This is a genomic window from Brucella pseudintermedia, from assembly GCF_008932435.1.
Lineage (GTDB): Bacteria > Pseudomonadota > Alphaproteobacteria > Rhizobiales > Rhizobiaceae > Brucella > Brucella pseudintermedia.
The window spans coordinates 12046-33673 of the sequence record NZ_WBWE01000022.1 but is presented as its reverse complement, the minus strand read 5'-3'; the positions used below and the strand labels follow the sequence as shown (position 1 = coordinate 33673).

Below are 21628 nucleotides of genomic sequence, written 5' to 3'. Positions count from 1 at the left end.
GTTGAAAAGCCCATTGGAGCAACGACGCTTGAACATGCAGGCGATCAAAACGGATCAGGCCGAAGCCCGCTTTCTGGAAGTCGTTCTTCCGGAACAGGCCAATCACTACAGCACGCTCTACGGCGCGAATGCGCTGCAGATCATGGGCAAGGCCGCTTTTGTCTGCGCTACGCGCCATGCGCGGTGCGCCGTCGTGATGGCTAAGGCCGACAGCATCGAGTTCACCAAGCCGATCAGGATCGGCGCGATCATCGATATCCGTGCGAGCATCGCCTTTCAGGGACGGTCATCGATGACCGTCATTGTCGAAGTCGTTGCTGATAGTCCTGCTGGGCCGTCTGGCGCGCCTTCGATCAGCGGCCGCTTCATGATGGTCGCTGTCGATTCCGATGGCGTGCCGATACCCATTCCACCCCATGAAGATCAATCGCCAGCCGAGGATGCCGTTTCGTGAAGCCGCATAAAGTCCGTACATACAAATCCGCCGAGAAACTCGCACGCGAGGACCAGCTTGCCTGGAAGATCGCGTCCGTCGCGGCAGACGACGTGGCGCTCGACGCCGATGTCGTCGAGATGATCGGCAACCGCATCATCGACAATGCCGCCGTCGCAGCCGCGTCGCTGGCGCGCCGTCCGGTGGCGAGCGCGCGTGCGCAAGCGCAGGCGCATCCTTTCCTGCCGGGCGCGACGGTGTTCGGGCTTCCCGCCGCCGCCCGCGTCTCGCCCGAATGGGCCGCATGGGCGAATGGCGTCGCCGTGCGCGAACTCGACTTTCACGACACCTTCCTCGCCGCGGATTACTCTCATCCCGGCGACAACATTCCGCCAATCCTTGCGGTCGCCCAGCATTGCGGCCTATCGGGCACCGCGCTCGCCAAGGGGCTAGCGACCGGCTACGAGATCCAGGTAAATCTCGTGAAGGGCATTTGCCTGCACGAGCACAAGATCGATCACATTGCCCATCTCGGTCCATCGGCAGCAGCGGGCATCGGCACAGCGCTCGGGCTCTCCACGGAAATCATCTATCAGGCGGTGCAGCAGGCGCTACATGTAACCACCACGACACGCCAGTCGCGCAAGGGCGAGATTTCGAGCTGGAAAGCCTACGCCCCCGCGTTTGCCGGCAAGATGGCGGTGGAGGCGGTGGATCGGGCCATGCGTGGCGAAGGCGCGCCGTCACCGGCATGGGAGGGCGAAGACGGCTTCATCGCCTGGCTGCTGGGCGGCTCCCAGGCGGAATACATCGTGCCGCTGCCCGAAAGGGGCGAGCCCAAGCGTGCCATCCTCGAAACCTACACCAAGGAGCACTCGGCCGAATACCAGAGTCAGGCGCTCATCGATCTCGCCCGGCAGCTGGGGCTGAAGATTGGCGACCTCACCAGGGTGAAGGACATCGTCATCCACACCAGCCATCACACCCACTACGTGATCGGCACCGGCGCGAAAGATCCGCAGAAGATGGACCCGAAGGCGAGCCGCGAAACGCTCGACCATTCGATCATGTACATCTTCGCCGTGGCACTGGAAGACGGCGGCTGGCACCACGAGCGCTCCTATGCGTCGGAGCGCGCCAACCGGCCTGAAACGGTGGCCTTGTGGCACAAGATCTCCACCATCGAGGACCCGGAGTGGACGCGCCGCTACCACAGCCATGATCCGAAGGAAAAGGCGTTCGGCGGCCGGGTCGTCGTCACACTTATGGACGGGACTGTGATCGAGGACGAGCTGGCCGTGGCCGACGCGCATCCGCTCGGCGCGCGACCGTTCACGCGGCCCGACTACGTGAAGAAATTCCGCACGCTCTGCGAAGGCATCGTTGCGGCGAGCGAGCAGGATCGCTTCATCGCCACCGTCGAGCGCCTGCTGGACCTGAAGCCGCAGGAGCTTGCAGGACTGAACTTCACTGTCGACGCCAACAAGCTCGGTCCGGCAGCTGCCCCCGGCATTTTCGACTGGAAGCGCGGTTGAGGAGGATGAGATGACCGCACCCAAGCCCAAGAAATCCGTCGCCCTGTCCGGCGTCGTCGCCGGCAACACCGGGCTCTGCACCGTCGGCCGGACCGGCAACGATCTGCACTATCGCGGCTATGACATTCTCGATGTTGCGGAGACCTGTGAGTTCGAGGAAATCGCCCATCTGCTCGTCCATGGCACGCTGCCGACAGTGGCCGAGCTGGCCGCCTATAAGGCGAAGCTGAAATCGCTCCGCGGCCTGCCGCAGGCGGTGAAGCGCACGCTGGAACTGCTTCCAGCCGCCACCCACCCGATGGACGTTTTGCGTTCGGGCGTCTCGGCGCTGGGCTGCGTCCTACCGGAAGCGGCAGACCACAACCATGCCGGCGCACGCGACATCGCCGACCGGCTGCTCGCCTCGCTCGGCTCCATCCTGCTCTACTGGTATCACTTCACCCAGAACGGCCGGCGTGTCGAGGTTGAAACAGACGACATGACTATCGGCGGGCATTTCCTCCACCTGCTGCACGGCCGTGTGCCCAGCGATAGCCATGTGCGGGCGATGCACACTTCACTGATCCTCTATGCGGAGCACGAATTCAACGCCTCCACCTTTACCGCACGTACCATCGCAGGCACGGGCGCCGACCTTTATTCCGCCATTACGGGCGCCATCGGCGCACTGCGCGGGCCGAAGCATGGCGGGGCCAACGAAGTCGCCTTTGATATACAGAGGCGCTATGTCGATCCGGCGGAAGCGGAAGAGGACATCCGCCGCCGCGTGGCTGCCAAAGAGGTCGTGATCGGCTTCGGCCATCCCGTCTACACGGTGTCGGACCCGCGCAACATCGTCATCAAGGAGGTGGCCCGCCGGCTTTCTATCGAAGCAGGTTCGATGCGGATGTTCGAGATCGCCGAACGGATCGAGCGGGTGATGGGCGACACCAAGAAGATGTTCGCTAATCTCGACTGGTTCAGCGCTGTTTCATACCACATGATGGGTGTGCCGACCGCGATGTTTACGCCGCTCTTCGTTATCGCCCGCACCGCCGGGTGGAGCGCGCACGTCATCGAGCAGCGGCAAGACAACAAGATCATCCGCCCCTCCGCGAACTATGTCGGCCCAGAGCACCAACCGTTCGTGCCCATTGAGGCACGTGACCGGGCCAGCTCTTCCGTGCGTGCGGCATAAAGGACACCGATATGCCATATCTTGTTGCATCCGAATTTCCCACCGAACCTGCCGGCGCCCGCTTCCGGGCTCTGGTGGAAAGAGACGGCATTCTTCCCATTCCCGGCGCTCATAACGGCATGGCCGCGCTCCAGGCCAAGGCGGCAGGCTTTGAAGCACTCTATCTCTCCGGGGCCGCCATGACGGCTTCCATGGGCCTGCCTGACCTTGGCATCATCACCGTGGACGAGGTGGCTTTCTTCATCCGCCAGGTGGCGCGAGCGAGCGGCCTGCCGGTACTGGTCGATGGCGACACCGGCTATGGAGAAGCCCTCAATGTGATGCACATGGTGCGCACCTTCGAGGAGGCTGGGGCTGGCGCCGTCCATATCGAAGACCAACTCCTACCGAAGAAATGCGGCCATCTCAACGACAAGAAGCTCGCCGACGCCCGTGACATGGCGGCCAAGGTGGCCGCCGCTGCAAAGGCGCGCCGCACCCTCTATCTCATCGCCCGCACCGACGCGGCCACGAGCGAGGGAATCGACGGCGCGGTAGCCCGCGCGAAGCTCTATGTCGAAGCGGGCGCCGATGCAATTTTTCCCGAGGCGCTCACCGACGCGGAGATGTTCCGCGAGTTCGCGCGCCGCATGCCGGGCGTGCCGTTGCTCGCTAATATGACCGAGTTCGGCAGAACGCCTTTCTTCACGGAGCAAGAGTTCGAGGAGATGGGCTATCGGATGGTAATCTGGCCGGTATCCTCGCTTCGCGTAGCCAACAAGGCGCAAGAGAAACTCTACGCCACCCTGAAGCGCGACGGCGCGACGAAGGCCATGGTCAATGAGATGCAGACCCGCGCAGAACTGTACGACCTGATCAGACTGGCTGACTACGAGCGACTCGACGCTTCCATCGTCGCCACCGTACTTCCGGCCGTTGCCTGACTGCCAAGCGATAGCACCATATAAAGATATCTTTATATTCCACTTGACAACGGGTTGGTAGTCGTCATTATTGTGCCGTCGTGGTTCTCTGCGCCTGTCTTTGGCCAGAGCTAAGAGGGAATCCGGTGCGCCAAATAAAGGCAATGCCGGAGCTGTCCCCGCAACTGTAAGCGGCGAGCCTTCATCCCAATTGCGCCACTGAAGCCCTCGGGCTTCGGGAAGGCAGGATGAAGGCCGTGACCCGCAAGCCAGGAGACCTGCCGCGACAGAATGATACGTCCTCGGGCGGGGTGTCCCGGTGGCCGCACGTCTTACCGGCATTCTCGCCGGAGTACGTACGCGCGTCCGCTCGGCCTTTGCCCCCAACATCATGGGGTTGAGCCGATGTCTCTACTTTCACTTCCTGTAAGCACTCTCGGCGTGCCGCGGATAGGTCCGCGCCGTGAGCTCAAATTCGCACTCGAATCCTACTGGTCCGGCAAGTCCGATGCCGCTGCGCTCTTAGACGCCGCTGCCGGATTGCGCGCCGCGCACTGGGCGCGCCAGAAGGCGCTCGGTGTGACCAACATCCCGTCGAATGACTTCTCGCTCTACGACCATGTGCTCGATACGAGCGTCATGGTTGGCGCCATTCCCGAAATCTACGGCTGGACGGGCGGCCCCGTTCCGCTCGACACCTATTTTGCGATGGCGCGCGGCAGCCAGGGCAATGACCATGACGGGGCGTGCTCCCACGGCGGTCACGGCGAGCCTCGCGGCGTTCCGGCACTCGAAATGACCAAGTGGTTCGACACCAACTACCACTACATGGTGCCGGAGTTCACGAAAGGGCAGCAATTCACGCTGGCTTCGAACAAGCCAGTGGATGAGTATCGCGAGGCAAAGGCGCTCGGCTACGAGACACGTCCCGTCCTGCTCGGTCCCGTCACCTATCTGAAGCTCGGCAAGAGCAAGGATCCAACGCTCGACCCCGTATCGCTCATCGGCAACCTGCTTCCAGTCTATATTGAGGTGCTTCGACGTTTAACGGCGAACGGCGCCGATTGGGTACAGATCGACGAACCTTGCCTCGTACTCGACGTCGATGAAGCGACGCGCGACGCATTCCGCCAAACCTATAGCCTCTTCGCGCACGCGCTGCCGAAACTGAAGATCATGCTGACGACCTATTTCGGTGGGCTCGGTGACAATCTCGATCTGGCGCTTGGCCTGCCGATCGCTGGTCTCCACCTTGACCTCGTGCGCGCTCCGGAGCAGCTCGACACTGTGCTCGCGAGAGCGCCCCAAGGGCTCGTGCTATCGCTCGGTGTTATCGACGGACGCAACGTCTGGCGTGCCAACCTGCCCGCCATTCTCGAGCGCCTGGAGCCGGTCGTGGGCAGACGCGGCTCCGGCCATGTCGAGATCGCACCATCCTGCTCGCTGCTGCACGTTCCGATCGACCTCGAACTGGAAACAGGCCTCGATCCCGACCTGAAGGAGTGGCTCGCCTTCTCTGTTCAGAAGATGGGTGAGCTCGCCGTCCTGGGGAAGGCGCTGGTCGAGGGCCAAGAGGCCGTGATGCAGCAACTCACCGACTCTGCCGTTGCGGCCGGCCGGCGCGAGGCGTCGGAGAAGGTGCATAACGCGGCCGTCGCGGCCCGTATTGCCTCGGTCACGCCGGAAATGGCCAGACGAGCAACCTCCTTCATTGAGCGCGTCCGCCTACAGCGTGCAGCGTTGAACCTGCCGCCGTTCCCGACGACGACGATCGGCTCCTTTCCGCAAACCGAAGGCGTTCGCAAAGCCCGCGCGGCACATGCAAAGGGCGCAATCACTGACGCTGATTACGAGGCCTTTCTGCGCAAGGAGATCGAGGCGGCTGTGCACTGGCAGGAGGAGATCGGCCTCGATGTGCTGGTCCATGGCGAATTCGAGCGCAACGACATGGTGCAGTATTTCGGGGAGCAGCTCGCTGGTTTCGCCTTCACAAAACACGGTTGGGTGCAGAGCTACGGCTCGCGCTATGTCCGGCCGCCCATCCTGTTCGGTGACGTGTCGCGGCCGCAGCCGATGACGGTGGAGTGGTGGCGCTACGCCCAGTCCCTCACGAACAAGCCCATGAAGGGCATGCTCACCGGGCCGGTCACGATCCTCAACTGGTCGTTCGTGCGCGATGATATTCCACGTAGCGCCGCCTGCCGGCAGATCGCGCTTGCGATCCGTGACGAGGTCCAGGACCTCGAGGCGGCTGGGGCAAGGATTATCCAGATCGACGAAGCTGCGTTGCGCGAGGGTCTGCCGCTCCGAAAGGCCGACTGGAAGGGCTATCTCGATTGGGCGGTCGATAGCTTTCGGCTGGCCTCTTCTGGCGTTTCGGACGAGACGCAGATCCACACGCACATGTGCTATTCGGAGTTCAACGACATCATCGACGCCATCGCCGCGATGGATGCAGACGTCATCTCGATCGAGACTTCGCGCTCGAAAATGGAGCTGCTCGATGCCTTCCGGACTTTCAAATATCCGAACGAGATTGGCCCTGGCGTTTACGATATCCACTCGCCGCGCGTGCCGGAAACCGTCGAGATAACACACCTGCTTACTCTTGCGCGGGAGCGCATCGCCGACGGGCAGCTCTGGGTCAATCCGGATTGCGGCCTGAAGACCCGGATGTGGGAAGAAGTGCGCCCTGCGCTTGTCAACATGGTTACTGCAGCCAGGCAACTCCGCCTAGGGAGCGGACTCATAAGGCATTGATCCAGATGCGAGCGGCTGCGAGCTTGAGGGCTGCCAGGAAGTTGTCGGGGCGTCGGTCGTAACGCGTGGCGAGGCCGCGCATCTGTTTGATGCGATTTAAGAAACGCTCGACTTGGTTCCTCTGGCGGTAGAGCCAGGGGCTGAAGGCGAAGGTGCGTTTGCGGATGACGCGCGGCGGCACATTGGCAAAGGCGCCGCGCTGTGCCGTCTCGGCGCGGATAACGTCGTTGTCATAGGCCTTGTCGGCGAGAAGGATGCCGCCCGGTGGGACGTGGGCCAAAAGCTCGCGCCCCACGGGAGCATCGCCGGCTTGTCCGGCGGTCAGCGTGAGGTGGATCGGCCGACCTTCGGCGTCGACCAGGGCATGGATCTTGGTGGTCAGCCCGCCCCGGGAGCGTCCCATGCAACGATCATCGTCGCCGCTTTGGCCCCCTTTTTAATCGCGGCACCATGCTGGTGCACCCGCACGCAGGAACTGTCGATCATGACGATGTCGCCGTCATAGGCCGTCGAGACCGCTTCCAGTAGCCGGTCCCAAACCCCGGCGGCCTGCCAGCGCACGAAACGGTTGTAAAGGGTTGTCCGTGGACCATAGCGCTCCGGCACATCCCGCCAGGGTGCCCCGGTGCGAAACTGCCACAGAATACCGTTGATCACACGACGATCATCCACCCGCGCAACGCCCCGCACCTTGGTCGGCAGCAACGGCGCGATGATCGCCCATTCCTCGTCGGTCAACTCATGCCGGCGCATTCTCTTCTCCCCAAATCGGGAGCTTGAAACACGCCTTCTGCCCAATCGCAAATTTATGGGGCCACTAGCTTTCAGAAACGGATAGCTACTGCGAAATCCTCGCTTTCTGCTCTACCGCAATGGAATGCCGAGAGGGGAGATCGTGATGCCCTAGAGCATCTTCGATGAACGCGGAGTCGCTTTGAGGATTCACGCGATGGACGTTGTCTGATTCACTGCCTCGGGTGATTTGCCAGGAGGTGATGATGACGAGGAGCCTGAGCGCAGACCTTCGCGGCCGGGTGATTGCGGCGATTGAGGACGGGGTCTCGACAACACGTGAGGCGGCCCGGCGCTTCCGGATCGGGATTTCGACGGCCGCAGCATGGTATCGCCGTTATCGCGCGACCGGCGAGACGGAGGCGCGCAAGCAGGGCCAACCGTCGCGCTCGAAGCTGGACGCACACGAGGCCTTCATTCTCGGCTTGATCGAGGATGCGCCGGATATCACGCTCGCCGAGATCGGGGAGCGCCTTGCCGCCGAGCACGGCGTTCGGGCCGCGCCCTCGACGATCTGGCTGTTCCTCGACCGGCGCGGCATCACGTTCAAAAAAAGACGGCGCACGCCTCAGAGCAGCAGCGCCCCGATGTCCTGCGCCGTCGCATAGCCTGGTTCGATGCCCAGCCAGAGCTCGATCCCGAGAGGTTGATATTTATCGACGAGACCGCAGCCTCCACGAAGATGGCCCGGTTGCGGGGGCGTGCGCCTTGTGGCGAGCGATGCCGGGCGGCTGTACCTCACGGCCATTGGAAGACGACTACCTTCACCGCTGGCCTGCGGCTTTCCGGCATGGCCGCGCCAATGGTGCTCGATGGTCCGATGAACGGATCAGCCTTCCTCGCCTATGCCGAACAGGTTCTCGCGCCCGAGCTGCGCCCCGGCGACGTTGTGGTCATGGACCATCTGCCGGCTCACAAGATCAGTGGCGTGCGCGAGGCCATCGAGAGGGTCGGGGCGAGGCTCCTGTTCCTGCCGCCATACTCGCCAGATTTCAACCCGATCGAGATGGCCTTCTCAAAGCTCAAGGCCCTGCTCAGAAAGGCTGCAGCCAGAACCGTCGACGAACTCTGGTCGATCGTCGCCGATTGCCTGTCGACTTTCACCGCCGAGGAATGTCGGAACTACTTCCAAGCCGCAGGATATGACCCGGATTAAGTCGAATCTGCTCTAACTCAAGGTTTGGCCTACTGACGCGGGGTTGATCTCCCGATTGTCTCTCCGACGAAGCAATGCGTCGAAAATAAACGTGCCACCGGGTACGATACTCGCGAGAATTGCCCATATCACAACTGATGTGGTCCATCTGTTTGGGCGCCGCGCCAGCATTACAGCTATGACATACAAGACAAACAGCGCGCCGTGGACCGGACCCATCAGCCGAACGAGTTCAGGGTGCCCTCCAAAATGTTTAAGAGGAACTGCGATCCCCATTAGCACAAGCAACGATATGCCTTCGGCTCGCGCAAAGAAGCGAAACCGTGTTGTTTCAGAGCTTTCCGGCGCCTGAACGATCCCTGCGACCGATTCAACGCCCCGTAGCTTTCGTGACCAACGGATAAGGAAATAGGTTAAGATCGGGATAGCGCAGATGACCGGAAACAGCATCCGCCAGTCCAATGGCCAGTCGAGGCCGGTGAGGTTGCCGAGTTGAGTGTTGAGGAATGAGGCAACGCCACAAGTCAGAGCCAAACAGCTTGCAAGCATGTGATCAAGCACCCGTTGCCGAAACGTGGTGACGGCGGTGGTCAGCGCCATGAATTGGCGCGCGCATACAATAAGACCGAGTGCCCCGAAAACGATGGAGGCGCGCGCCTGCGGGGACGGTGCAGTATTAAATTGCACAATACCTGCGCCGATCATGGCCATGAAGGCGAACGTTCCCGCAAATGCGACGCTCCAGTCCAGCGAGGGGCGCGGAGCCTTGTTAATATGCAAACTGCGCACCGACATGAGTACGAGATACCCGCTCAGCAGGCCGATCGTGGCCTGAAAAATGTCACGGCTCCAGAAAGCTAAGGGAAAGGCCGTAACTGCGGCAATAGCCATACCCCAGACGAATACGAGGCCCCATCTACGGTGCGAAATCCCACCTTTCCGGGTAAAGAGAGGGACGAAGCCGCCATACATGCCGATGAAGCCAGAAGCAACGTGGAGGAAAAGTACGGGATAGCTGATCCAAGCTGCTCCGTTTGTGATACTGTTCATCGCGAGAACCTCTCTTTGTTTGCTGTTCCACGCATGGTTTTGGGAACGTCATCGTTTAGTGCTGCTAAGCGCATGTTCTCGACGCGCAGGCCTCAGGCTGACATCCGCCGAGGCAGCAGTTCCCCATCGCCGAAGCTGCTACTCCGGACTTCACCGTGGTTTTTGCGGATGTTGCTTTCTGTTGCTGGGTGCTCTGATCTCAGAATGGTTTGATGATCACCAGCAACACGATTGCGCTGATGCAGATAAACATCACCGGAAGCACGAGGCGCATAATGTCGGGCTGTTTCGGTGGCCCACATTGCACCCGCCGTAAACTGCTAGAGACCATGCCGTGGACCCCAGACAGGGCGATGACAATTACGAGCTTGACTGCGAGCCATATGCTCGCAAACCATCCGTGCCAGAATGCCATCGTCAGCCCGGCCGCCCACATCACGACCATGGCAGGCGTTGTTACGCTGCGATCGAACCGCACGAATCGGGCGATGGTCTCAGGCATTGCGTATAGAAGGGCGAGCGCTGGCGTCATGGTCCCACCGAACCAGATCACCATCGCTATGATATGGACAGACTTTATCAGTTCATAGAGCATCAGACCGCCATTCCGCACGATTATGACTGTGACAGGCCCGCTCTGGAGGCTACCAGCAACGGGAAGTCGCGCCGGGGGTGGCAGAGCCTCTTCAGCGTCGGATATCCATGACAACTACCCGTGGTCATTCGACGTCTTTCAGAAGTTTTTCCACCACATTAAGCCGGTTCGTCAGTTGCGCGATCTCCTGTCGCAAGCCTTCGATGGCCGCTACTGTTTCTTTTTCCTTCATTTCCAGCGCGCGGCCTCGGCGAGCGGCAGTCAGATACTTCATGGCAAACACGATGACGATCACCAAGAGCGTCAGAACAGACAGAATGATGAATGCGGGCGCGTTAGTCATTGTTGGCTCCTGAGTTGTGGTAATCGCTCGGCCTTGGGTGCGGTCCTGCCTCGGCAATGCTCTGAGGACTGATTGCCAGTGAAAACGGGCTGATCTCATAAAAATTGGCGAGCTTGCCGCTTTCTGCCGCCTCAAAAGCGCTGCGTACCAATCCTGCCCGTTCAAGCTTCAGGAGATGCATCTTCATCAGCGGGCGACTGATGCCTGCTTCTTTTGCCAACTGGCTGACGAAGGCGCGACGACCGTCCGCGAGGTTGGAAATAATCCAAAGTCGGACTGGATGTGCCAAAGCCTGGAGTCGTGTGAGCAATGTGGTCTCGTTGCCGGTCAAGCCGATCTCCTTTGGGTCAATAAAAACTTACACGAAAGAAAAAATTTACGCAATGGGTGGAATTTCCTCTTGTTGGGCGCATCCTTCGCCACCTCTGAGCAGCGACAATGAGTGCTCAGGCAGGAGGGGTCACGTTATCGCATCGAGGTGAGGTCCAGGCCTGATGATCAGCCCTCAAGGCTGTGTTGCACAAATCAGGTGATGAATTCCTCTCGTGAATCCAGCGTGATAGCTGGGTGGCATGAGCAGAGCGATACCGCCACCTTCAGGGCCAGGAACTTGCGAGCCTATAAGGAAGCACTGAAGCGCCGAGGCTCGCTGACTATCTGGTTCGATCCCGTCATGACCTGGGAAGCCGCACCTACCGGCAAGCGCGGGCCGCCGCGGGACTACGACGGCGCGGCCATTCAGACCTGCCTGACGATGAAAGTGCTGTTCGGGATGGCGCTGCGGTAAACCACAGGGCTCTCCGACCCCGGTAGGACCGATCTTGAAGATGATACCTAAAGGATCATGGGACGGGGTCATTCAGCCCTGAGGCTGATTCAAACAACAACGATCGCCTGGGGCTTGAAATTCGAAACTTATAAAGTTACATGATGGCGACCTGTCGAGAAACGCGATACTCTGTCAAGAGGCGCGATACTTGGAGAATGCTTCTATGAAACTCTACGAGATGGAATTCGGAGTCTATCCACGTCGTGTCAGCATTTACCTTGCCGAGAAAGGCATAACAGATGTCGAACGTTCGCCCTTCGACCTGAGCCAGGGCTGGCCGCCGAAAGACATGCCGAAACTGTCGCCGCTGGGCACTGTTCCGATCCTGCAGGTCGATCAGGACATCATCATCCGATCATCAATTGCGATCCTCGAGTATCTCGAGGAACGCTATCCGACGCCTCCCATGATCGGGAGCACGTTGGCCGAAAAGGCACGCACGCGGGAATTCGTCGCCCTCGCAGACGAGGCGACCACCATGTTCAGCTTCTGGGTTCGCAAGGCCAGCCCGCTCTTCACTGGCCGGGAGGAGCTCAATCGCGATGCGGCTCGGCTTGGCGCAGAATGGTATTATCGCCGGCTCCGCGAAATCGATATGCTGATGTCTGAGAAGGATGGTGAATTCCTCGTTGGAAATTCTCCTACTATCGCAGATTGCATCACCTACTCGACGGTTCAGTTCGCTCACGACCTGTATGATGTACCCTATCCCGAAGATGCGCCGCGTCTCATGGATTGGTTCCATCAGTTCGCAGCCCGTCCGAGCGCGACGAGCGTGCCATTTCCGGCCGATCTTCGGGCCGCGACGCAGGGCTTGCCCGCACTGACTTGGGCAGATTATAATTTGAACGTCGTGTGACCGGGTTCCGGCTCAGTGACCGCGAGTGCTTGCGATGCCCGCTAGTGCTACGATACCATCGTGGATAGTGGTGCGCGCTGTCATTCTGCCCCGCAAGAACGCCAATTGCAGATGGTAGGGACCAAATTTATTACTAACTCGGCCGACGGGGTGGGAATGGTGCCTCGTTTCGTTTGTGGTCCTGCGCCGTCGGCTGTTCCCGCATAAGGTCCGCAGTTGGTGGACCCGTGTTGCATCCTTCGATATGGTTACGGCCAATGACGTTTCCTCGACTGAGATCCAAGGTCGCGCGGATTCGGGAAGATGGCGATGACCTTCATCGCAGCTTTGGAGGAACAGTTGTCGTTTGCTGGCGCTCTTCGGAGCGAGCGAACGTCAGCGCGATTCATTGCTTCTGTATGGGCTCGATAGCCGCGCGTTCGGATAGTGAATAGAGTAGTGCGACAACGGGCAGAGCGAATCCGATCCATGAAGTGAATGTCCAGCCACCTTGGGCATAAGTCCACCCTCCAACTGCCGAGCCAACAGCACCGCCAACAAAGAAAGTCGCCATGTAAAGTCCGTTAAGGCGGCTGCGGAACTCTGCGCCAAGGGCGAAGATGGCCCGTTGGCCCAGTGTCATGTTTGCCGAGATGCCGAAGTCCAGAAGAATCGCCGCTATGATGAACAATCCGAGCGAAAGTATTGAACAAACTGGCGCGATATGGGTAAGCAAGAATGAGCCTGCTACCGACAGCATCGCAAAAACGGTGGCGAGATGTGTCCAGCCACGATCAGCGATCCGACCGGCAATGGGCGCCGCGACCGCGCCCGCAACACCTGCGAGTGCAAAAAGAGCAACCCAACTTTAGGCCATATAGTTCTGTGATCTGAACCGCGCCGGTTTTGCCGAAGACTCCGACTTCCAATTAGGATGGAGCCATGACGAGCAAGACGACGAATAAATTTCCCTCGAGCTGCGAGAACGTTCGGTTCGATTGGTGTTTGACAACGAGGGGGATCATTCTTCCCACTGGACTGCCTGCCACTCGATCTCGGCCAAGATCGGCAGCTCGGCACATACGCTGTTGGATTGGGTAAAGAAGGTCGAGATCGATGCCGGCAAGCGGACAGGTCTGCCAAGCGATATCGCGATGAAGACCAAGATACGCAGGTGTTCAACCTGAACTTCCAAGTCTACGGCGTGCGCATGTTCTGGCGCCAGTTGCAGCGGGAAGGCTTTGATGTCGCCCGGCTCATGAGGGCGATTGGCCTTCAAGGCGTCATTCGAAACAGGTCCGTCAAAACCATGATGTCGGACAAGGTCTCGCCATGCCCGCTCGATCGCGTCAACCGGCAGTTCCGTGCGCCCGCGTCGAACATGCTGTGGTTATCCGATTTCACCTATGTGCGACCTGGCGGGGGCTCGTCTACGTGGCCTTTGTGATCGATGCCTTCGCTCGCCGCATCGTCGGCTGGCGGCCGAGCCGGACCGCCCATGCCGGTCCGGTACCATCTTCAATGTCCTCGATCAGGCACTTCACAACCGGCGCCGGTCCATCGCGGCGGGCTCATTCATCCCTCCGACCGCGGCGTGCAATACGTGTCTATTCGTTCGCTATTCCGAACGGCCGGCAGGGGCAGTCTGATAGCATCGGGTAGCAGTCTCCGTACTGAACACCGCCAGGAGCATATCCCGGCGGCGAGATAATTATTCGGGGGGGGCAACGCCCCATTGCAGAATGCAGGCAGATTACACATTTCGGCGCGTGAGATTTTCACAGAAGTCTCGAATGAGCGCCGCTACTTCCCGGGGCGATTCCAGCATCAAGAGATGCCCAGTGCCGGCCAATACATGCATCTCGGCCCTTGGCATGCGAACCATTAGTTCGGTTCTTAACACGTCCAGTGTATCAACTTTATCCTGTTCACCTGCGATCACAACAGTGGGGACAGCAATCCGCGCGATATGCCCGGAAATATCCTCTTGGCTCATGTGTTGCGGCCAGGCAAATTTTGCGGTCGGTGCTCCTTTTAGGCTATCCTTTATGACTTGCTCGCGAATTTCGGCAGAAAGGGGCTTGGCGGTAAGCACATTGTCGATAGTCGCCTCAACCGCTTCCCGGCTGCTATAAGCGCTGGCCATCGACTCTCGTACCGCCGCGGGAAGATTCATCGGCGTGGGCGGGGATGGTGCCACCAGTACGAGACCCGCCAAGCCGGCGGGTCGGAGTGATGCCATTAACTGGGCGATCTTCCCTCCCATGGAATGGCCGACCAACACGTAGCGGCGCGGATTAAGTGTCTTAATGACTCCCTCGATGTCTGAGGACATATTCGCCAACGTATAGCCCACGTTAGGCGCTTCGGATTGACCCCAGCCACGAAAATCAATTGCGATGGTTTGGTAGCTCGTTGCAAGCTCCCCCGTAACATACTTCCAAGTTCGTGACGAGCCGCCCCAGTAATGCAAGAAGACTAGAGCTAATTCACCTTTTCCTTTCTGATCGACGAACAACGAAATTCCGTTCGAGGTGATGTTCACGTTTAATTCTCCCTTCACCAGAGCATTTGCGGCAGGTGCCGGCAGGTCTATATCTGATCGCATTGATATATAATTTCCATTATTTTATTATCACCTGATACCTGGATTATCGAATGGGGTGACGGTTGGATCGGTTGACCAGTATGGCAGTGTTTGTCGCGGCAGTAGAGGAAGGCAGTCTAGTGGGCGCCGCGCGGCGCTTCGGACTGTCATCGTCAATGGCGGGGAAACACGTTTCGGCTCTCGAGGAAGAGTTGCAGGCGCGGCTGCTCCAGCGAAGCACCCGAATGTTGAAGCTGACCGAGGTGGGAAATACCTACTACACACGCTGCAAGCAGATCCTCGAAGCTGTGGAAGAAGCAAATGCCCAGGTGCGGGAGGCACAGGCGAATGTGCGGGGTCTTTTGCGGATTACCGCTCCAACGACATTCGGCACCATGCATCTCGGTCCCGTCATAGCAGGGTTTCTTGAAGCGTATCCTGAGGTGTCGATCGAGACCTTGCTGAGCGATCACTATATTGATCCCCTGGCAGAGGGCGTTGATATGGCGATCCGCATCGGTCGACTGCAGGATTCCGATCTCGTCGCCAAGCGTCTCGCTCCGTGCCTGATGGTGTATTGTGCGGCGCCTTCGTTCCTGAACCGACAGGGCGAGCCGAAGACGGTGGAGGATCTGCGCCGAGCGCCAAGACTGGCCTTTACGGACGCGGTCTCTCCCGGAGACTGGACTTTGACCGATCCAGACGGACAAACGCATATAGTCGATGGGCCCGTCCGGCTTGCATCCAACAATATGCAGATGTTGCTGTCCGCAGCCTTGGCAGGCACCGGGGTCGCTTACGGCCCGAGCTTCGTGTTCGGACCGTCCATTGCGAGCGGCGCGCTTCTCCCGCTGTTAGAGGATCACAAGACGTCAGATCTGGCAATCAACGCGGTCTATCCTACGAAGCGGCACGCCTCTCTGAAGCTCCGACGCTTTATTGAGCATCTGGGTGTGCAACTCGGTGGCACCCCGCCTTGGGACATTGCGCTGAAACCTTAGGGATAAGCACCACCGAAAATCAAGTTTCCAATTGTGCACACGGCGGCCAACGCGCCAAGCGCATGTTGGAGCGCGGCCACCGCTCGGATCCGCCTATGCCGGGCTGGAAAAGAACCGGTTCATGCCGGGAACGTCGGAGAGGAACGTCTCGACCTCGGCGATGCGGCCTTCGCGGAGCCGGCATACTGTCGCAAGATGCTCGTCCAGCACGATCCCTTTGCGCTCGGCCGTGTTATGGAGGCTAAGCGCCATATTATCGCGGCTCAACAACACGTGCTTGAGCTCAAAGCTCAGGCCATAGCCCGCGATCTGCCGAGCGCGGGCAACCACAGCGTCGACACCGACCGCCACGCCGGAGATTTCGTTGTCTCCCGGCAGCGTCCAAATTGCATCTTCATGGAAAAGCTGACGCATGGCCCCCCAATCACGCGAGACAAGGGCGCGGTGGAATGCGCGTGCGAGCTCTTCGGCTGTCATGGTGTTCATTGTTGGATCCTCTGATGGAGAATGATGCGAGACAATCTACCGCCGCAGATAAAATTCCGATATACGAATGAAGAGGATAGCTGATATCTGGAATTCGAATGATTGATGAAACGCTCCTTCGGCTCTTGCCATCGCTCGTCGCGATTATCGAAGAGAGCAGCGTATCTGGCGCTGCCCGGCGGATGGCGATCAGTCAGCCCCGCATGTCGGCGCGCCTTGCCGAGTTGCGGACGCTCTTCGGTGATCCTCTACTCGTGCCTTCAGGCAAAGGGCGGGGCCTCATCCCCACCGATCATGGAACACGAATTGCTAGCTATGCGTCGGGGTTCCTGGCGGATCTGGAGAGCCGCCTTGCGGACGAAACGTTCGATCCGAAAACGGCCGCGCGCACGTTTCACATCATGGCCAACGACAATGCGACGACGATAATCGGCGTGCCGTTGATCGAGGCTATCCAGCGAGCCGAGGCTGCCTGCATGCGGGTAGCGTTTCATCAGTTTGATCCCCACAAACTGGAGGACCTCGAAACAGGAAAGCTGGACCTGGCGGTCGGCGCCCCGTCCCAGTTTGCAAAGCACGGAACCCTGATGAGCAGAAAGGTGGTACGAGATCGCATGGTAACGATTGGAAAGGCGTCGAGCCAGCAGGGGCCGATGGATCTGAATCGCTTCTGTTCCAGTGCGCATGTGATTGTGTCCGGAGACGGTGGAGGCTTTGAGGGCATTGTCGATAAAGAACTTTCGAAGATCGGACGAACCCGGCGCGTCGCCGTCTCGGCGCAAAGCTACCTCGCTGCCATTGAAACGGTGCGGGAAACCGAGCTTCTGGCGACAATGCCGCATTCCCTGACATTACGCCGAAGTGCGGACCTGGCGATCTTCGATCCGCCGATCACGCTTCCGGAGATATCGCTATCTGTTGCATGGCACCCGCGCGCCAACGATGCCGGCAATCGCTGGCTTCGTGAACTGCTGTGGGCCATTACCAGGCAGGCCTAAACGCAGATCAGCATTGGGTAGGCCCGATGGGACGATAGAATAGCGGCGGTCCTGCGCTTGCGCGGCGGAGACCGCAGCGCGACTGGGCTCCGGAGTTTTTACTCGTTTCATGATCGAGAGCCACCACGGGCGTCCGCTCCCTCCAAGCCGCGAAGGAACGCGGCCACTCCCTCTTTGAATCGCGTCTCAAAGTCGCTTTCGATAATGGTTCCTGCGCACCGCCGCAGCGCAGGAAAGCGGATGTCTATGGCCGCCATGAGCTGCTTCTCGCCGCCATCGTGATCTTCGTCCGACCTCCAACGTTCACGAAACGCCTGTTCTTCGATCGTGGATCCAAGGACGAAATAAACGAGATTGAACATCGCATCCGTCGCCGCTTGCTCGCCGAGTTGCTTTTTCAGTAGCGCATCCAACGCGATGTCGGCGAGCTTGAGCACATTCGCGCCGACGGCATAGGTGCCAGCATAGAGCTTGGCACCGTCCCGGTGGGCGAGCAACGCGTTCCGCATGGCCCGCGCCAGCGACGATAACACCGCGTCAGGATCCTGACTGGTATCCGTTGCAGCGACAGCGGGAGCGATAATCGCGTCTGCAATCTGGTCCAGCAGATCCTGCTTCGACGGAAAGTGCCAATAGAGCGTAGGGGCCTGCACGTTGAGCGCTTTGGCAAGCGCTCGCATCGTCAGGCCTTCGACACCTACTTCGTCCAGCAGTGTCAGTGCGGTCGCAACGACCGTTTCTTTTTGCAGCGCCATGGTTGACTCCCCTAACATCGTTAGGCTAATCTAACATCGTTAGAGATGGGAAGCAATATGGTAGATGTAGTCGTTGTCGGTGCTGGTCCTGTAGGCTTGTGGACAGCGTGTGAGTTGAGGCTCGCCGGGGTGGACGTCGCTCTTCTCGAGCGCCGTACCGCCCGCATGGAGCAGTCCCGCGCCCTTACTATCCACAGTCGAACCATCGAACTGTTCGCGATGCGAGGGGTAGCGGAGCGCTTTCTGACCGAAGGCAAGCCCATCGCGACGGGTCATTTCGCGAGTCTGGACACGCGCTTGGACTTCTCCGGATTCGAGACGCGATTCCCCTTCACCTTGTTTCTTCCACAGAACCGGACGGAGGCGCTTCTCGAAGCACATGCTGCAGATCTCGGCGTGGAGATCCATCGCGGCCATCATGTGGAAAGCATCGCTGGGGACAGCGAGCGCGGCTATACGGTAAAAGGCACGGCCGCCCATGGCGCATTCCGCTTCGACTGCCGCGCCGTTGTCGGCGCTGATGGGCGTCGGAGCGTCGTGCGTGCGGCGGCCAACATCGCGTTTGAAGGCAGTGATACCTCCCACAGCGTAATGATGGGCGACGTCCGCATCGATGCAAGGGAGGGGCCACCCGTGCGTGCCTTCTGCAATGCACGCGGCGGCGGCATGCTCGCGCCCATCGACGCCACCGGGCGGGTAAGGATCATCCTCATCGACCCGGAGCGCTCTCACGTCGACACGCGCGAACCTCTATCGCTGGAGGAACTCTCCGCGTCAGCCCGCCGTGTTCTTGGTGAGGATCTCGGCATGCGCGATCCTTCCTGGCTCACGCGCTTCGGTGATGAAACACGGCTGGCTGCCGCCTACCGCCGCGGCAATCTCTTCGTCGCGGGGGACGCTGCGCATATCCACGCGCCAGCTGGTGGCCAGGGCATGAATGTCGGGCTGCAGGATGCAATGAACCTCGGTTGGAAGCTGGCGGCAGTCATCAAGGGCGAGGCGCCTGACGCGCTGCTCGACAGTTACGAGACGGAAAGACGGCCAGTTGGCGCTCAGCTCGCCCGCAACACGCTGGCGCAGATCGCAATGATGACCAGCTTCGATCCAGCCCACCTCGCGCTGCGCGCATTGATGTCGGATCTGCTCAAGGTCGGCGAGCTTAACCGGCGCCTCGCTGGCGAGTTGTCGGGATTCGACATCACATATGCGCACGATGCACTGCCCGGCAGCGACGATCCCGCAGCGGGCTGCCGGTCGCCCGACAGCCGCCTTGTGCTGGAAGACGGCACTGAGACGACTGTTCACGCCCTTCTCAAGGAGGGCAAATGGCTCTCGTTAAGTTTCGCGGAGGGCAAATCGGCCAGGGCGCCGGCGTGGTTGCCAGAAGCGGCGGTGCGGCGGGTTCGCTGTCAGTCTTCCGACGATCTGGTACGCGATGCGACAAGCATGCTCGTTCGACCGGACGGCTACATTGCCGGCTTTACATGAGCGTGGGTTTATTGGTTCGCATGGTGTGTGCTGCACTCGATCATTCTCCATGCACTAGGGCTGCCGGGCAACGCCTTTTGTCAGTTAGAGACCTGTTGGCAAATGGTCCTCGTCCCATCCGGTATCCGAGCAAGTGCGTTCAAATTCATTTGCGAGGTCGGATAGCCGCACGGAACCGAAGCGCTTAAGCAGGAGGGCTTCCGCGCTCTGAAGGGCATCATCAATCGCGGCGTTGACGACCCTTTCGACCGCACAGTGCGGGTTGTCGCCCATGTTTCCTATGGCGAAGATCTTTGGGCGGCCGATAGCGTTGTGTATGTCGAGCAAGGTGATTTCAGTCAGGTCTCGCGCAAGCGACCAACCGCCACCATGCCCTTTTTCCGAACGCACATAACCCGCACGCCGCAAGCCGCTCATCGTCCGTCGAACCAACACAGAGTTAGTATCGAGCATTTTAGCGATCTGCTCAGAGGTAAGCGGGGCGTCGTGCCGTGCCATGTGCAAGAGCACATGCAGCATTCTTGACAATCGACTGTCTGTTCTCAACGGTGCTCCATCTCCTTTCAGAATCTCCTACTTGACCATACCTGCTGGGGCCTTCTCTGTCGCCCTGCATTGAATTCACTACGGTCGGTCCGAGGGGATGCGAACATCTTTCAGAGTTGACGAACACAGGCAAGTCATGTATCTCTAAAAGATACATAAAGGAGGCGCTTATGGAGTTTGATGTCATCGTAGTCGGCGGCAGCTTCGCAGGGCAGGCAGCTGCGCTGCAACTGGGGCGCGCCAGACTGCGTACCTTGCTCGTTGACGCCGGCAGTCCCCGCAACCGTTTCGCACGCACTTCCCATGGCTTTCTTGGGCAGGATGGCGTGCCGCCATCGGTCATCATCTCGACTGCGCGCCGTCAACTGGCAACCTACGCGACAGTGGAAGTCCGTGAGGGAGAGGTTGTGGACGCAGCCATTACCGAAATGGGCTTTCGTGTGTCGTTGGCTGATGGGAGGGAAGAGAGGGCGAAGCGTCTAATCCTCGCAATCGGTGTCCGCGACATTCTTCCTGATCTGGCGGGTGTCGAAGAGCGTTGGGGCGTCAGTGTTCTCCACTGCCCCTATTGTCACGGCTATGAGTTGAACCAACGGCCTTTGGGGGTGCTGGCCCGGGATCAAATGGCGTTTCATCAGGCAATGCTTGTGCAGGATTGGGGAACAACGACCCTTTTCACTCAGGGTCTGTTTAGCCCGACGTCAGAGCAAGTGGTAGCGCTGTCCAGTCGTGGCGTGAAGGTCGAGCATACCCCGATTGTAGGGCTCGTCGGCAATGCACCAACGCTTGACGGGGTTCGCCTCGCTGACGGCAGAACAATAGAATTGTCCGCACTTTTCACCCTTCCGCGAACAGTCCCGGCCAGCGATCTGGCAGAGAGGCTGGGATGCATCTTTGAAGACGGGCCGACCGGACCGTTCATCAGTACGGACGAGCGCCGTCAGACGTCCGTACCCGGTGTTTTCGCAGCTGGAGACGCGGCCAGCGCCATGCCGCAGGCCGCACTCGCAGCGGCCGCAGGCGTCACAGCAGCTGGGAGCGCTCATCAGTCCATTATTTTTGCTGGTGCTGAGCCAATGCGAAAATGATTCCAAAAGAGGTGGCAGAAAACAGGGAATGCAAGCAAATCTGGGTATTTCTACGCTGAAAATCAGGGGCGCTATCAGTCATTTCTGATCGTTCCCGTATTGATAATGAATGAAACAAGTTATTCCCCACCATTCTCAGCTTACGGCCATGGCATTGCGCTTAATTGCGCTGCATCCAAAAGATTTTATCTCCGTACTTGCGTAGATGGTGGATCTCTATACCAAACACCAGCCTAAGGAGGATAGCAGTATGGCGGAACGAGCCACAC

At 59.6% G+C, this 21628-nt stretch carries 20 protein-coding genes, 3 pseudogenes and 1 riboswitch; of the genes and pseudogenes, 13 read left to right on the top strand and 10 right to left on the bottom strand.

What is annotated here, in order from left to right; all coding sequences use genetic code 11:
* Positions 1 to 34: 34 nt before the first annotated feature.
* The 5 genes from F9K78_RS20970 (at position 35) to metE (ending at position 6807) form a co-directional block, all read left to right on the top strand.
* Positions 35 to 454, top strand: a complete 420-nt coding sequence (locus F9K78_RS20970; protein WP_121983432.1) for an acyl-CoA thioesterase — start codon at positions 35 to 37, stop codon at positions 452 to 454.
* Positions 451 to 1968: an MmgE/PrpD family protein gene (locus F9K78_RS20965; RefSeq protein WP_151682712.1), complete on the top strand. Its 1518-nt coding sequence runs from the start codon at positions 451 to 453 to the stop codon at positions 1966 to 1968. The genes F9K78_RS20970 and F9K78_RS20965 overlap by 4 nt, the downstream gene beginning before the upstream one ends.
* Before the next feature lie 10 nt (positions 1969 to 1978).
* Positions 1979 to 3145, top strand: coding sequence for a bifunctional 2-methylcitrate synthase/citrate synthase (prpC, locus tag F9K78_RS20960; RefSeq protein ID WP_151682711.1), 1167 nt, complete (start codon positions 1979 to 1981; stop codon positions 3143 to 3145).
* An 11-nt stretch (positions 3146 to 3156) separates the two neighbouring features.
* Positions 3157 to 4068 (top strand): methylisocitrate lyase, encoded by a 912-nt coding sequence (gene prpB, locus F9K78_RS20955; RefSeq protein ID WP_121983434.1) that lies wholly within the window; start codon positions 3157 to 3159, stop codon positions 4066 to 4068.
* A 64-nt stretch (positions 4069 to 4132) separates the two neighbouring features.
* Positions 4133 to 4347, top strand: a riboswitch (cobalamin riboswitch).
* Positions 4348 to 4452: 105 nt separating this feature from the next.
* Entirely contained in the window at positions 4453 to 6807 is a 2355-nt protein-coding gene (gene metE, locus F9K78_RS20950) for a 5-methyltetrahydropteroyltriglutamate--homocysteine S-methyltransferase (protein WP_151682710.1), read from the top strand.
* On the opposite strand, the gene F9K78_RS20945 is transcribed toward metE, so the two are convergent.
* A protein-coding gene (locus F9K78_RS20945; protein WP_412842101.1) for an IS5 family transposase occupies positions 6794 to 7560 on the bottom strand; the annotation gives its coding sequence in 2 pieces (ribosomal slippage) (positions 6794 to 7243 and positions 7246 to 7560; 765 coding nt in all). The two genes, metE and F9K78_RS20945, sit on opposite strands and share 14 nt — an antisense overlap.
* 245 nt (positions 7561 to 7805) lie before the next feature.
* Between F9K78_RS20945 and F9K78_RS20940 the strand changes: the two genes are divergently transcribed.
* A protein-coding gene (locus F9K78_RS20940) for an IS630 family transposase (RefSeq protein WP_235925499.1) occupies positions 7806 to 8755 on the top strand; the annotation gives its coding sequence in 2 pieces (ribosomal slippage) (positions 7806 to 8148 and positions 8148 to 8755; 951 coding nt in all).
* Between the two features lie 12 nt (positions 8756 to 8767).
* Here F9K78_RS20940 and F9K78_RS22035 read toward each other — a convergent pair.
* The 4 genes from F9K78_RS22035 to F9K78_RS20920 all read right to left on the bottom strand — a co-directional run bounded on the left by F9K78_RS22035 (position 8768) and on the right by F9K78_RS20920 (position 11074).
* Positions 8768 to 9805, bottom strand: coding sequence for a DUF3817 domain-containing protein (locus F9K78_RS22035; RefSeq protein ID WP_208851945.1), 1038 nt, complete (start codon positions 9803 to 9805; stop codon positions 8768 to 8770).
* A 199-nt stretch (positions 9806 to 10004) separates the two neighbouring features.
* A complete protein-coding gene (locus F9K78_RS20930; protein WP_151682709.1) occupies positions 10005 to 10400 on the bottom strand; it encodes a CopD family protein in 396 nt (131 codons plus the stop codon).
* A 124-nt stretch (positions 10401 to 10524) separates the two neighbouring features.
* Positions 10525 to 10743 (bottom strand): hypothetical protein, encoded by a 219-nt coding sequence (locus tag F9K78_RS20925; protein ID WP_035211836.1) that lies wholly within the window; start codon positions 10741 to 10743, stop codon positions 10525 to 10527.
* Positions 10736 to 11074: an ArsR/SmtB family transcription factor gene (locus F9K78_RS20920; RefSeq protein ID WP_174813370.1), complete on the bottom strand. Its 339-nt coding sequence runs from the start codon at positions 11072 to 11074 to the stop codon at positions 10736 to 10738. The genes F9K78_RS20925 and F9K78_RS20920 overlap by 8 nt, the downstream gene beginning before the upstream one ends.
* A 241-nt stretch (positions 11075 to 11315) precedes the next feature.
* On the opposite strand from F9K78_RS20920, the pseudogene F9K78_RS20915 reads away from it, so the two are divergent.
* Together F9K78_RS20915 and F9K78_RS20910 are read left to right on the top strand one after the other, a co-directional pair.
* A pseudogene (locus F9K78_RS20915) lies at positions 11316 to 11527 on the top strand (transposase); the annotation flags it as partial.
* Positions 11528 to 11735: 208 nt separating this feature from the next.
* Positions 11736 to 12431 carry a glutathione S-transferase family protein gene (locus tag F9K78_RS20910; RefSeq protein WP_051634522.1) on the top strand — a complete coding sequence of 232 codons (696 nt, stop codon included), beginning with the start codon at positions 11736 to 11738 and terminating at the stop codon, positions 12429 to 12431.
* Positions 12432 to 12816: 385 nt separating this feature from the next.
* Here the strand turns inward: F9K78_RS20910 and F9K78_RS20905 are convergent.
* A pseudogene (locus F9K78_RS20905) lies at positions 12817 to 13272 on the bottom strand (MFS transporter); the annotation flags it as partial.
* Positions 13273 to 13352: 80 nt separating this feature from the next.
* On the opposite strand from F9K78_RS20905, the pseudogene F9K78_RS20900 reads away from it, so the two are divergent.
* A pseudogene (locus F9K78_RS20900) lies at positions 13353 to 14073 on the top strand (DDE-type integrase/transposase/recombinase); the annotation flags it as partial.
* Positions 14074 to 14163: 90 nt separating this feature from the next.
* Here the strand turns inward: F9K78_RS20900 and F9K78_RS20895 are convergent.
* Positions 14164 to 14955, bottom strand: a complete 792-nt coding sequence (locus tag F9K78_RS20895; RefSeq protein WP_151682708.1) for an alpha/beta fold hydrolase — start codon at positions 14953 to 14955, stop codon at positions 14164 to 14166.
* 143 nt (positions 14956 to 15098) lie between these two features.
* Between F9K78_RS20895 and F9K78_RS20890 the strand changes: the two genes are divergently transcribed.
* The gene (locus F9K78_RS20890) at positions 15099 to 15998 is read left to right on the top strand and encodes a LysR family transcriptional regulator (RefSeq protein WP_235925498.1); all 900 of its coding nucleotides are present in this window, start codon (positions 15099 to 15101) and stop codon (positions 15996 to 15998) included.
* A gap of 93 nt (positions 15999 to 16091) precedes the next feature.
* Here F9K78_RS20890 and F9K78_RS20885 read toward each other — a convergent pair whose 3' ends face one another.
* Positions 16092 to 16484, bottom strand: a complete 393-nt coding sequence (locus F9K78_RS20885; protein ID WP_035211827.1) for a nuclear transport factor 2 family protein — start codon at positions 16482 to 16484, stop codon at positions 16092 to 16094.
* A gap of 98 nt (positions 16485 to 16582) precedes the next feature.
* Here F9K78_RS20885 and F9K78_RS20880 point away from each other — a divergent pair, with 98 nt between their 5' ends.
* Complete coding sequence (locus tag F9K78_RS20880; RefSeq protein WP_035211826.1) at positions 16583 to 17482, top strand: LysR family transcriptional regulator; 900 nt, start codon at positions 16583 to 16585, stop codon at positions 17480 to 17482.
* Positions 17483 to 17589: 107 nt separating this feature from the next.
* On the opposite strand, the gene F9K78_RS20875 is transcribed toward F9K78_RS20880, so the two are convergent.
* Positions 17590 to 18237, bottom strand: a complete 648-nt coding sequence (locus tag F9K78_RS20875; protein ID WP_035211825.1) for a TetR/AcrR family transcriptional regulator C-terminal domain-containing protein — start codon at positions 18235 to 18237, stop codon at positions 17590 to 17592.
* Between the two features lie 45 nt (positions 18238 to 18282).
* Between F9K78_RS20875 and F9K78_RS20870 the strand changes: the two genes are divergently transcribed.
* On the top strand, positions 18283 to 19725 hold the full coding sequence (locus F9K78_RS20870) for an FAD-dependent oxidoreductase (RefSeq protein ID WP_328593530.1): 1443 nt from the start codon (positions 18283 to 18285) through the stop codon (positions 19723 to 19725).
* Between the two features lie 84 nt (positions 19726 to 19809).
* Here F9K78_RS20870 and F9K78_RS20865 read toward each other — a convergent pair whose 3' ends face one another.
* A complete protein-coding gene (locus F9K78_RS20865; protein WP_121983903.1) occupies positions 19810 to 20271 on the bottom strand; it encodes an RrF2 family transcriptional regulator in 462 nt (153 codons plus the stop codon).
* Between the two features lie 170 nt (positions 20272 to 20441).
* On the opposite strand from F9K78_RS20865, the gene F9K78_RS20860 reads away from it, so the two are divergent.
* Entirely contained in the window at positions 20442 to 21359 is a 918-nt protein-coding gene (locus F9K78_RS20860) for an NAD(P)/FAD-dependent oxidoreductase (protein ID WP_121983902.1), read from the top strand.
* The last annotated feature ends 269 nt before the right edge of the window (positions 21360 to 21628 follow it).

Bases quoted from the DNA above. Each gene is read 5' to 3' on its own strand.
- F9K78_RS20970 (WP_121983432.1), top strand. From the start codon at position 35: ATGCAGGCGATCAAAACGGATCAGGCCGAAGCCCGCTTTCTGGAAGTC.
- prpC (WP_151682711.1), top strand. From the start codon at position 1,979: ATGACCGCACCCAAGCCCAAGAAATCCGTCGCCCTGTCCGGCGTCGTC.
- prpB (WP_121983434.1), top strand. From the start codon at position 3,157: ATGCCATATCTTGTTGCATCCGAATTTCCCACCGAACCTGCCGGCGCC.
- metE (WP_151682710.1), top strand. From the start codon at position 4,453: ATGTCTCTACTTTCACTTCCTGTAAGCACTCTCGGCGTGCCGCGGATA.
- F9K78_RS22035 (WP_208851945.1), bottom strand. From the start codon at position 9,805: ATGAACAGTATCACAAACGGAGCAGCTTGGATCAGCTATCCCGTACTT.
- F9K78_RS20930 (WP_151682709.1), bottom strand. From the start codon at position 10,400: ATGCTCTATGAACTGATAAAGTCTGTCCATATCATAGCGATGGTGATC.
- F9K78_RS20925 (WP_035211836.1), bottom strand. From the start codon at position 10,743: ATGACTAACGCGCCCGCATTCATCATTCTGTCTGTTCTGACGCTCTTG.
- F9K78_RS20910 (WP_051634522.1), top strand. From the start codon at position 11,736: ATGAAACTCTACGAGATGGAATTCGGAGTCTATCCACGTCGTGTCAGC.
- F9K78_RS20890 (WP_235925498.1), top strand. From the start codon at position 15,099: ATGGCAGTGTTTGTCGCGGCAGTAGAGGAAGGCAGTCTAGTGGGCGCC.
- F9K78_RS20885 (WP_035211827.1), bottom strand. From the start codon at position 16,484: ATGAACACCATGACAGCCGAAGAGCTCGCACGCGCATTCCACCGCGCC.
- F9K78_RS20880 (WP_035211826.1), top strand. From the start codon at position 16,583: ATGATTGATGAAACGCTCCTTCGGCTCTTGCCATCGCTCGTCGCGATT.
- F9K78_RS20875 (WP_035211825.1), bottom strand. From the start codon at position 18,237: ATGGCGCTGCAAAAAGAAACGGTCGTTGCGACCGCACTGACACTGCTG.
- F9K78_RS20870 (WP_328593530.1), top strand. From the start codon at position 18,283: ATGGGAAGCAATATGGTAGATGTAGTCGTTGTCGGTGCTGGTCCTGTA.
- F9K78_RS20860 (WP_121983902.1), top strand. From the start codon at position 20,442: ATGGAGTTTGATGTCATCGTAGTCGGCGGCAGCTTCGCAGGGCAGGCA.